Annotated in this window: 9 protein-coding genes, 1 tRNA gene, 1 pseudogene and 1 riboswitch; of the genes and pseudogenes, 9 read left to right on the plus strand and 2 right to left on the minus strand. The window is 66.8% G+C overall.

The annotated features are described in order from the left end of the window. The coding region (locus U9978_RS01525; RefSeq protein WP_322759198.1) for a nuclear transport factor 2 family protein at window positions 1-288 on the plus strand (288 nt) is incomplete at its 5' end. On the opposite strand, the gene U9978_RS01530 is transcribed toward U9978_RS01525, so the two are convergent. Continuing rightward, window positions 256-951, minus strand: coding sequence for a nucleotidyltransferase family protein (locus U9978_RS01530; RefSeq protein WP_322759199.1), 696 nt, complete (start codon window positions 949-951; stop codon window positions 256-258). The two genes, U9978_RS01525 and U9978_RS01530, sit on opposite strands and share 33 nt — an antisense overlap. Before the next feature lie 178 nt (window positions 952-1,129). Between U9978_RS01530 and U9978_RS01535 the strand changes: the two genes are divergently transcribed. Beyond that, complete coding sequence (locus U9978_RS01535; protein WP_322759200.1) at window positions 1,130-2,809, plus strand: DivIVA domain-containing protein; 1,680 nt, start codon at window positions 1,130-1,132, stop codon at window positions 2,807-2,809. Between the two features lie 95 nt (window positions 2,810-2,904). Here the strand turns inward: U9978_RS01535 and U9978_RS01540 are convergent, their stop codons facing one another. Next, the gene (locus U9978_RS01540; RefSeq protein WP_322759201.1) at window positions 2,905-3,579 is read right to left on the minus strand and encodes an O-methyltransferase; all 675 of its coding nucleotides are present in this window, start codon (window positions 3,577-3,579) and stop codon (window positions 2,905-2,907) included. 161 nt (window positions 3,580-3,740) lie between these two features. Here U9978_RS01540 and U9978_RS01545 point away from each other — a divergent pair, with 161 nt between their 5' ends. From U9978_RS01545 to U9978_RS01575, 7 genes and pseudogenes are all read left to right on the plus strand, one after another. Then, window positions 3,741-4,187: a hypothetical protein gene (locus U9978_RS01545; RefSeq protein WP_416210816.1), complete on the plus strand. Its 447-nt coding sequence runs from the start codon at window positions 3,741-3,743 to the stop codon at window positions 4,185-4,187. Between the two features lie 130 nt (window positions 4,188-4,317). Then, window positions 4,318-4,485: riboswitch (M-box (ykoK) riboswitch) on the plus strand. A 535-nt stretch (window positions 4,486-5,020) separates the two neighbouring features. Beyond that, the gene (corA, locus tag U9978_RS01550; RefSeq protein ID WP_322759203.1) at window positions 5,021-6,052 is read left to right on the plus strand and encodes a magnesium/cobalt transporter CorA; all 1,032 of its coding nucleotides are present in this window, start codon (window positions 5,021-5,023) and stop codon (window positions 6,050-6,052) included. Window positions 6,053-6,112: 60 nt separating this feature from the next. Further along, window positions 6,113-6,757 (plus strand): hypothetical protein, encoded by a 645-nt coding sequence (locus U9978_RS01555; RefSeq protein WP_322759204.1) that lies wholly within the window; start codon window positions 6,113-6,115, stop codon window positions 6,755-6,757. A 413-nt stretch (window positions 6,758-7,170) separates the two neighbouring features. Further along, window positions 7,171-8,562 (plus strand): PepSY domain-containing protein, encoded by a 1,392-nt coding sequence (locus U9978_RS01560; protein WP_322759205.1) that lies wholly within the window; start codon window positions 7,171-7,173, stop codon window positions 8,560-8,562. A 186-nt stretch (window positions 8,563-8,748) separates the two neighbouring features. Then, window positions 8,749-8,943 carry a hypothetical protein gene (locus U9978_RS01565; RefSeq protein ID WP_322759206.1) on the plus strand — a complete coding sequence of 65 codons (195 nt, stop codon included), beginning with the start codon at window positions 8,749-8,751 and terminating at the stop codon, window positions 8,941-8,943. Then, a tRNA-Ser gene (locus U9978_RS01570) sits at window positions 8,907-8,995 on the plus strand. The genes U9978_RS01565 and U9978_RS01570 overlap by 37 nt, the downstream gene beginning before the upstream one ends. Before the next feature lie 720 nt (window positions 8,996-9,715). Then, window positions 9,716-9,910: pseudogene (locus tag U9978_RS01575) on the plus strand (hypothetical protein); the annotation flags it as partial.

Consider the following 9,910-nt stretch of genomic DNA (forward strand, 5'->3'; position numbering starts at 1 on the left):
GGTCCGCGGCTCGACAGCCTCGATGCCATCCGAGGTCACATGGACGGCGCCGACCACCCGCTCGCCCACCACATCACCAACATCTACGTGACCGAGGATGACGGCGAGCCGGTGCTGCACAGCCGTGTCATCGGCATTCTGCACGACCGGCGTGCCGGGTCCGGGCAGTACACCGACACGGTGGTGCGCACCCCGGACGGGTGGCGGATCCAGCACCGGGTGTTCCAGCTGAACCGACGGCCGGCCCGATCCACATCATCGGCCACGCCCGCCGGAACGGCCAGCTGACCGGCGGGTATCCGACCCACTGATATCCGAGGCATTCGCGGCTGACAGGCGGACGAGGTCCGCCGGTGTATCGACGTCGTCGGGGGAGCCGGTTCCATCGCACGCCACCGAGACGACGCGGTCGGGGTTGGCGTGCAGCCAGGCGCGCGCGCCCACGTCACCACGGGCATGGGCGCACACCTCGGCCCATGTCTCACGCCGTAACAACACAGGATTACGCGGTTGCCCGCCGTAGGTGGCGACCGCCGCGACCGCGCCGCACGCGTGGGTGTCGATCAGTCGGCGTACGGCCTGCGGGCCGATAAGAGGCTGGTCGACGAGTGCAATGATCACCGCGTCGAGGGCGGTGTCGGTAACCGCGTCGAGCCCGCGCCGAAGCGAGCTCCCCATCCCTTCGGCCCAGTCCTGGGCGAGGACGATCTGCGCCCCTGGGAACGTCGCGGATCTGATGACGTCGGCCGCGGCTGCTCCGAGCACCACGAAGACCGGTGCGCAGCCGCCATCTGCGAGTAGCCGGACCGCCCGCTCGACCAGCGGTTCACCGTCCAGCGTGGCCAGGGCTTTGGGACCGCCGAAGCGGCGCCCCGCCCCGGCCGCGAGGACGAGCCCACCCACGCCGCCCGCCGTGGCGTCGACCATGAACGCCATCGTACGGCGCCGCATCCGATTTCACCACCATCGGTCTATATCATCTTGATTATCTAGCTCATTCTGCTTCGACTATATTGAGGTGTCATTTCCTGAATCACATCGTCGGATACGGCTGTCGACTATATGGTCAGGAACGGTGAAAAGGTCCCTGATTAGTGCGTTTCCGCGCGACAGCGCGCGGGAGGTCCGTGTGCCCAGCCAGCCTGGTTCGGCGCCGGTCGCCTTCCTCAGCTACGCCGACGCGGACCATGCGCGGCACGGTGCTTCCCTAGCGGAGCTCGCGACTGCGCTCGAGGACGACATCCGAACCCGAACGGGTCACTCCTCGTTCCGGGTTTTCTGTGATCGACGGGATCCCCGCTGGGGTGAGCTGTGGCACGAGCGGATTGCTGGTCCGGCGGACCCCGCGAACGCCGCGGCCATCCTCATCGCGGTCATGACCCCTGCTTTCTTTCGAAATGCCCAGTGTCGGCATGAGTTGGAGCGTTTCCTTCAGATCGAACGGCAGCTGGATCGTCCCGACCTCGTTGTCGCGGTCCGGTGGTCGAAGGAACTCGATCTGATTGCCGGCGGTACGACCGACCTGTTGGCACGGGCGGTAGCGCATCGGGTGTCCATGCACTGGCCACCACCGGGCGGCGAACCACCCGCGGTGGTGCCGGTCGAGCGCTGGGCGGCAGACCTCGCCGGACGGATCAGCGCGCCCCTGGACGCCCTTGTCCGTCCGGCGATCCTCTGGCCGGACGGTATTGCGCATCATGAGATCGCGCATCATGACGACACGCATCATGACGACACCGCACGGTACGATGCTGTTGCACGACATAACGGCATCGGCCGGTATAACAATAGTGCGCGGAATGATGATGGCGCGCTGCGCAATGATACGGGGCAGCGCAATGATACGGCGCTGCGAAGCGGTGTCGTGCAGGTGCCGCGGCAGCTTCAGCCGGGGCAGACCATCCCGCTGCCTATCCAGCCACAGCCGTCCCGGGTGTCGCTGTCGCAGGAAGCGCCGGCTCCGATGACGCAGACTCCGACGGTGTCAGCTCCGATGGCCTCCGCTGGAGTGGCGCAGGCCCCGCCGGTACGGCGCGGAATGCAGCCACAGCCACAGCCACAGCCACAGCCGGGCGGTGAACGCGGTTCCCACTATCCCGTTCGCTACCGCCCGATCGTGACATCCCATGACCTCAGCATGAAGGCGTTCAGCGCCACCCGACTGCGCACCGGCTACACCATGGTCGGTGTTGACGCCTTCCTCGACCGGGCCGCCGCGGAGTTGCACCGCCTGCACACACTTGTGCGATCGGTTGAGAGCGGCTACCGACCGGATGCGAGCGAACTCGTCCTGCGCGTGACCCCGACGGAAATCAGCTCGACGACCTTCAACCCGACGAGGTTTCTGAGTGGCTACTGCGAACAGGAGGTCGATGATTTCCTCGGCGTTGTCGCGCGGGAGTTCGCAAACCTCCAGAAATTTGTCTCCGCGGTGTCAAGTGTCGGCCGGACCGGTGAGCACGGTGTTTCCTACCACGCTGGCATAACCGGTCCGGAGGTGTCAGGAAAATCGTTTACCCGGACGCGGCTCAGTGTTGGTTACAAGGTGGATCAGGTTAATGATTTCCTCGACCGGGTAGCGCAGGATCTGGCCGTCATGCACGCTCTGGTGAAATCCACCGGAGGCGGCCGGCAGCGGGATTCCACTTCGTTTCCCGAGTGTCTCACTCCGGCCGATATCAGCGCTGTCAAGTTCGATACGACCCGGTTCATCGGCGGCTACCGGGAGTACGAGGTCGACGACTTTCTCGACTTTCTTGAGCGCGAGTTCGCCCGTGTTCATGATCATCTGGTTGTCAGTTCCGATTGAGTGCTGGTGTGGCTGCAGTGATCGAGAGTGAGGGCGGGCGCGGCATGGCAGGCCATGGCCGCGCCGCCGTTGCCGACACGGCGTCGCATGGGAGGTTACAGCTTCCGGGCGATTGTCAGACCGTCCGAAACAGCCAGCAGAACGGCCTGAACCCGATTATCCGCGACCACGGCCTGGTTGAATGCCCGGATCGCCCGGACGTTCACCTCCTGGCTTGCCGCATCCACGACATAGCCACCCTGCAGCACGTTGTCGGCGACGATCAGCCCGCCCACGCGCATCCGCGGCACCAGCAGGTCGAAGTACGTCTGGTAGGAGATCTTGTCTGCGTCGATGAAGGCGATGTCATAGCTGGGCTGGGCGGGCAGCGCGGCGATGGTGGTCGCGGCCGGGCCGAGCCGTAGTTCGATCCGGTCGTCCAGGCCGGAGCGCTTCCAGTACTCACGCGCGAGCGAGGTCCATTCCTCGTTCACGTCGCAGCAGAGCAGCTGCCCGTCGGCGGGCAGCCCACGGGCGATGCACATCGAGGAGTAGCCGGTGAACGTGCCGACCTCGATCGCCCGACGTGCCCCTGTGCTCGCTGTCAGTATGGTCAGCAACGTGCCGAGCTCGGTACCGATCTGCATACCGGCCGCATCGCCGAACGTCTGTCGTGTTTCCTCCGCGAGATCGACGAGGAGCTCGTCCGGCGGTGAGCTGTGGATCGCGATGTAGGGCTGGATGCCGCGTGCGAGGATCGGTGAATCGGCCGCACGGTCGAAATTGGCCATGCGGGTAGGCTACTACTCCTGTCTGCAACCGCCTCTTCTCGGATCGTTGTCGTTGTCGACCTTGAGCTTTCCGCCGGGGATGCCGTGTTACCCGGGTACAGGGCGGGCAATTGCGGGGTGTGAGAACGAACCCCCGGACCCCGGCACCGGCACCGCAACACATCGGGCGGACCGCCGGCCAGACCGCCGGCCAGACCGCCGACCGCACTGCGCCGGAGCTGGACGGCGACACCGTTCATGCGGTTGGAAAGATCAGCGAGGCGTTGGAGTGGGTGGAACGGGCGAGAGGTCATCTCTACGCCTTCCACCAGATGTCCGGCCATGCCGATCTCATGCTCGGGTCGGCGTTGGAGGAGCTGGAGAACGCCGGGCACGCTGAGATAGCCGACCGGGTGCGTCGGGACCTGTTCGGACTCAACGTCCTCGACGGCCGGTGGACCTTCCAGGTGGTCGAGGAGTACGACGACGGCTACTTCCGAACATTCGTGGAGTCCGAACGGATGGTCCGGGACGCGCTGGTCGGTGGTCGGCGACATGTCTACGAGGCCCGGATGAAGACGTCTGAGCGTGAGCAGGCTGGTCGACCCGCGTTCGGACCGGGCGCATGAGGTATAAAGAGATACTTACAGTGATATGAGAAACCCTTTCGGTATGGAAGCCGCCGGTCTGGGCATGTCGGGAGCTATATCACCCGACGGCGGTTTGACAGCTCCCCGTGTCGGGCGGCACGCTTGGGACGCGGCACCTCGTTCGGTGAGGCGTCTGCACGGACACAGGCCACTGACCCCGAACGTCGAGAGACGCCCCGGGTCAGGACAGCTCTCCCCGAGCTAAGGGGTGGGCCCAGGTGGCTTCCTGGTTGGGATTACGCCGTGCAGTGCCAAAGCTCTGACGAGGAGGGGTGCTCCGCACGTGGTCCGGTTCTGAGCTGGGCTCGGTTCGTGCGATCACTCTCTGCACAGGTGAAGTGTGCCCACGGGCGCCCGACTGTGAAAGGAGGTGGCGGGATGAGTCCCGGCCATAGTCCGTGCCTGTCCTTGGCTGGCTCGGCGACCCCCGCCGCCTGAGTCCGGTCCGTTTATCTGTACGGCACACCGCTGTACAACCGACCTCGCCGCCGGGCTCTGGTTCGCGCCGGCGAGGGCCTCCAGCCCTGTTCGTCGAGCGGTGATGGCCGCTACGGGTGCGTAGCCGGGCGTGGTGAGACGGGCATGGCGAGTCGCCGGGCGTGCCAACCGGCCGTCGTGCCCGGCGGACACGGCCATGGCGGACACGGCCATGGCGGCCATGGCGGCCATGGCAATGCGGGTGGACTGGAGTGCAAGCCATGACTCATGGGCTGCTCCGGTAGGCGCGCTGGATCAACGAGTGCTCCGAACGCCGCTGTGAGCCCAGCGGCGCCTACCGGCACGGCCCGTAAGCCCCTCGAGGAGCTGGCGTGATGACCGTGATGGAGAACGCGTTTTACACCGAAGGTCGGCGTTTTGTGCAACCGACCTCGCTGGGTGAGACCTATCAACTCCTGCGTGAGCGCCATGACGAACACAAGCAGGATCTCGCGTGGATCGGTCTGGTCCGCCCGGACCGGCGCGAGATCGCCTCGATCGCGAACGAGTTCGACCTGCACGAGCTCGCGGTCGAGGATGCGGTTCAGGCGCATCAGCGACCGAAACTGGAGCGGTACGGCACGACCCTGTTCGTGGTCCTGCGTGCAGCGCGCTACAACGACATCCGGGAAGAAGTCGAGTTCTCCGAGCTGCACGTCTTCGTCGGTAACGACTATGTGATCACCGTGCGTCATGGTGATGCCCCGGATCTGCCAAAAGTACGGCGGCGGATGGAGTCCGATCCGGAGTTGCTCGCCAGGGGGCCGGAGGCGGTGCTCTACGCCATCCTCGACCGGGTCGTGGACGACTATGCGCCGGTGGTGGCCGGGCTGGAAAACGATATTGACGAGATCGAGACCGAGGTGTTCCGCGGGGACCCCGAGGTGAGCCGGCGGATCTATGAGCTGTCCCGGGAGGTCATCGAGTTCCAGCGGGCCACCAAGCCGCTCCTTGGGATGCTGGCCGCGTTGGCGTCGGGATTTGTGAAGTACGGCGTCGACGCCGAGCTGCAGCAGTACCTGCGTGACGTGTCCGATCATGTCGTCCAGGTCGTGGAGCGCATCGAGGGCTTCCGGCAGCTGCTGGTGAACATCCTCACCGTGAACGCCGCACTGGTCGGGCAGCGCCAGAACGAGGAGATGAAGATCCTGACCGAGGCGAGCCTGGAGCAGAACGAGGAGGTCAAGAAGATCTCCGCATGGGCGGCTATCCTGTTTGCTCCGACCCTGGTCGGCACGGTGTACGGGATGAATTTCAGCGACATGCCGGAACTGCGCTGGGCGTATGGCTACCCCTTCGCGATGGCGCTCATGGTCGGCGTCTGCGTCATGCTCTACACGATCTTCCGCAGTCGGCGATGGCTGTGACCACACCGGCACTCGCCTGTCCTGTCTGAACCTGTCGTCATGCCCTAGGGTCTGGGTTTTGTGACCTGGGCCGCGACACCTGTTGGGCGGAGCGCACGCGCCGCGACGGTGGCGGCGTTGGCGCTCGGGCTGGCGGTCGTCGGCCACCGGGCGGCGTGCGGCCGGTTGCCGTCGGTGCCGGTCATGGGGCTTGGGGCGCTGCTGACAGCCCGGGTCAGCTGGGGCGCGGCACAGGGTCGGATGTCGCTCTGGCGGCTCTCCGCCCTGGTGGTCGGCGTGCAGGCGGCGCTGCATCTCGCCTTTGCCGTCACCGAACCCACCGCCATGGCGAACGGTCTCGCAGGGAGTGCCTCAATCGGCATCACCGACCTCACCCACACCGGCGACATGGTGCTCCAGAGTGCCGCGCCGGGCGTGGACCTGCTGCCCGGCGGGCCCGCGATGGCGCTCGCGCACCTGCTGGCCGCGCTCGTCCTCGCGCTCTGGCTCGCAGTCGGGGAACGCCTGCTGTGGCGGGCGGCGCGGGGCACCGCGGCCGTCGCGCGCCGCGTCGCCGGCCGGCTGCTGCGGCACCGGATCGGGTTCGTCCGTCCATGTGTCGTCCGCCCGGTCCAGCCCGTCCGGTGGCTGCGGCGGGCACCACGTCTCGTCCTGCTCTTCCATGTCGTCATCCGCAGGGGTCCACCGGTTCTCGTACCGGCCTGACCGGCTCGGCGGGCGCGATCGACCGTGCCTGGATTCCGATGCCGTGTTCCGGTCTGTCGCCGACCGTCCGGTGTGCTGTCAGCGCCCGGACGGTGTCCACCCGCGGGTAACCGCGTGTAACCGCGAGTGATCCGCGTCCCGTCCCACCTGGTTCAGCCGTGCCTCATCGGTCCGTCGCGGGGCCGTGCTTCAGAGTGCTCTGAGCTGATCTTCATGTGTGGGACGTCGGCGCGGCATGTCCGCGTGACCTCATTCCTGTGCTGGAGACGCATGTGACCACTGTCGATCATCTCGGGCTGTCCCCGGACGAGTCCGAAACACCTTCTGCTCCTCCCGTTCCCGTTCCCGTTCCCGTTCCTGTTCTTGCTTCTGCTTCTGTTCCAGCTCCTGCTGATGCCGGCGGGGCACGCCGCATGCTGGTTCGGCTGCACTTCTACGCGGGCGTGCTGGTAGCGCCCTTTCTGGTGGTGGCCGCACTCACCGGGCTCGCCTACACCCTCACCCCGCAGCTCGACGGGCTGGTCTACGCCGACGAACTGCATGTGGAACGGGTCGGGACGAACCCGCGTCCGCTGGCCGAGCAGGTCGCGGCGGCTCGGGCCGTTCATCCAGAGGGCAGCGTGGCCGCGGTGCTGCCCGCTGATGCAGCCGACCGCACGACCCGGGTCGTGCTTGACGTGCCCGGCCTCGGTGAGGACAAGCAGCGCACCGTCTACGTCGATCCGTACACGGGCCAGGTGCGGGGAGCGCTGAGCACCTGGTGGGGGAGCACCCCGCTGACCACGTGGCTTGATGATCTGCACCGCAACCTGCATCTCGGCACGCTCGGGCGGAACTACTCCGAGGTGGCGGCGAGCTGGCTGTGGGTGGTGGTCGGCGGTGGTGTGGTGCTGTGGGTGCTCCGGCGGCGCAGCGCCCGGCGGCTGCGCCGGGTTCTGCTGCCTGATCTTGCCGCGCGGGGCCGGCGACGCACGATGGCCTGGCACGGCAGTGTCGGGATCTGGCTCGCGCTCGGCCTGCTGTTTCTGTCTGCGACGGGCTTGACGTGGTCGCGGTACGCCGGGGAGCACTTCAGCTCGGCCCTGGACGCGTTGCACGCCCACGCACCGGAACTGGACACCACCCTGCCGGTGTCCGGCCCCGGCCCTGTCCCTGATCCACAGCATGCGGGCCATGTGATGACCGATGGCGGGACGGCTGCTGCCGATTCGACGACCGACCACGGCGAAGCGAGCGTCACCGGGCAGCTCGACCGGGTTCTCGCCACGGCGCGCGCAGGCGGGCTGGACGGGCCGGTCGAGATCGACCTGCCCGCCGAGCCGGGCGCGGCCTGGAGCGTCGCCCAGACCGACAAGCTGTGGCCGGTTCGGCTCAGCCAGGTCGCGATCGACCCGGCCGACAGCCGGATAGTCTCCCGGGCCGACTGGGCTGACTACCCGTTGCTCGCGAAACTCACCAAACTCGGGATCGCGGCGCACATGGGCCTGCTGTTCGGCCTGGCCAACCAGGTACTCCTCGCATCCCTGATGGTCGGCCTGCTGTGTGTGATCATCTGGGGTTATCGGATGTGGTGGCAGCGGAGACCCCTGCGCGACGATCGGCGGGCGCCCGTCGGCCCGGCTCCGGCACGCGGCACCTGGCGCGGGCTGCCGCGACCGGTGCTCGTCGTCGGGCTTGTGCTCACCGCCGCTGTCGGCTGGGCTCTGCCCGTCCTCGGCGTGACCCTGCTCGCCTTCCTCATGTTCGACGTGGCCGTCGGTGCCGTCCGGCGGACGCGGCCGCGCGGCGGCGCAACACCCGCCTGACGTGACACGGTCACCCGGCCCGGCATGGCACCTACCGCCGGCCCGGGTGACCGCCACCGCTATTGCCGCCTTCGCCCGGTAGACGATCTCCGCGCTGGCGATCATATCGTCGGTAATGCTCCACGTGGTGGCGCTCTAACGCCGTCATCCCGAACCGGTACGGGCCTCCTGCTAGCGAGTGCAACGGTGAACTCCTCGATCGACCAGGCACTCGGCACACCGGCGGCCGATCCTGCAATACTCGGAGACGACCGGCTGCCCGGCGACGGGAACGACAGCCACGCGGACCAGGCACGGAACGGCCAGCTCGACGATCAGGCCAACCGGGTCGAAGCCGCAGGTCAGGAGGGCTCGCCTAGTGGCCGATGGCGGCGGTCTTGAAAACCGCTAGGGGTGGCAACGCTCCTCGTGGGTTCGAATCCCACGCCCTCCGCTCCGATAGCTAAAATCGCAGGTCACAGGGTTTTTGATCATTCATGCCTCCTTTCATGACCATCTGCGCACGCCGTCCACTAGGCGTGTGGGCGGTTAGTGGACGCTTGGCTGCCACGCCCGACGACGTCCTGTACGAGGCCCACCGCCTGAAGGCGGACGGCCGCATGAGTCCGTCCGCGCCGAACTCCGGGAGCAGACACGGATGCGGCAGGCCGATACCCGGCGCGAGGACCATCCGCTATAGGTCGGCTCGACCATCACTTTCCCAGCGCCGGGAAGTGAGCACGGATTCGGCGTCGGTTCCGACGAAGGATTCGCCAAGAGTGCGGCGACGGCCTGCCTGCTGACGGACTGGCCTTCCTCAGTCTTGATGGCCGCCCAGATGTCCAGCTCCAAGCGGCTTGCCGCATGAGCGGCCGCGACCAGATCGATGGAGTACGGGCCGACGTGAATCCGGGGCCGCTGTGGGTCGTCCCCGGCGAAGTTGATCCGATACTGCCGTGCGAGCTGCTCGTCAGCCTGGCGTTTGCTTCTGGGCCAACGCGCCCCAGTCCCGCTCCTTGATCCACGCCCCTATTGCCAGGCGCTCTTACCGGCGAAGATTCAGCGCCATGGATCGCCGAAGACCACACGTCGACCCGCGCACCAGGACCTCCATCAGCAGGTGAACTTGCCAAGTTGGAAAGCTTGAGTCACACTTTCTAACATGGAAAATATGATGGAGTTGCCCACTCCCGAAGATGCTGCTGCTGCCCTGGCCGAGGCGGAGACCTCGCGGGCACAGTTGGCCGGCGGCCTCGGACTGCCGTCCTTCTTCTACAGCTCGATCGGCGTAACAGTGGCTATCCAGATCGCCGCGGCCGCCGTTGAGGTCGCCTTCGATACAGGCTGGACCCGATTGCTGTCGATCGCC

The organism is Protofrankia sp. Cr2 (assembly GCF_963555885.1).
Classification (GTDB): Bacteria; Actinomycetota; Actinomycetes; order Frankiales; family Frankiaceae; genus Protofrankia.

Coding starts and splice junctions, on each gene's coding strand:
- U9978_RS01560 (WP_322759205.1), top strand. CDS start 7,171: ATGCTGGTTCGGCTGCACTTCTACGCGGGCGTGCTGGTAGCGCCCTTT.
- U9978_RS01530 (WP_322759199.1), bottom strand. CDS start 951: ATGCGGCGCCGTACGATGGCGTTCATGGTCGACGCCACGGCGGGCGGC.
- corA (WP_322759203.1), top strand. CDS start 5,021: ATGACCGTGATGGAGAACGCGTTTTACACCGAAGGTCGGCGTTTTGTG.
- U9978_RS01540 (WP_322759201.1), bottom strand. CDS start 3,579: ATGGCCAATTTCGACCGTGCGGCCGATTCACCGATCCTCGCACGCGGC.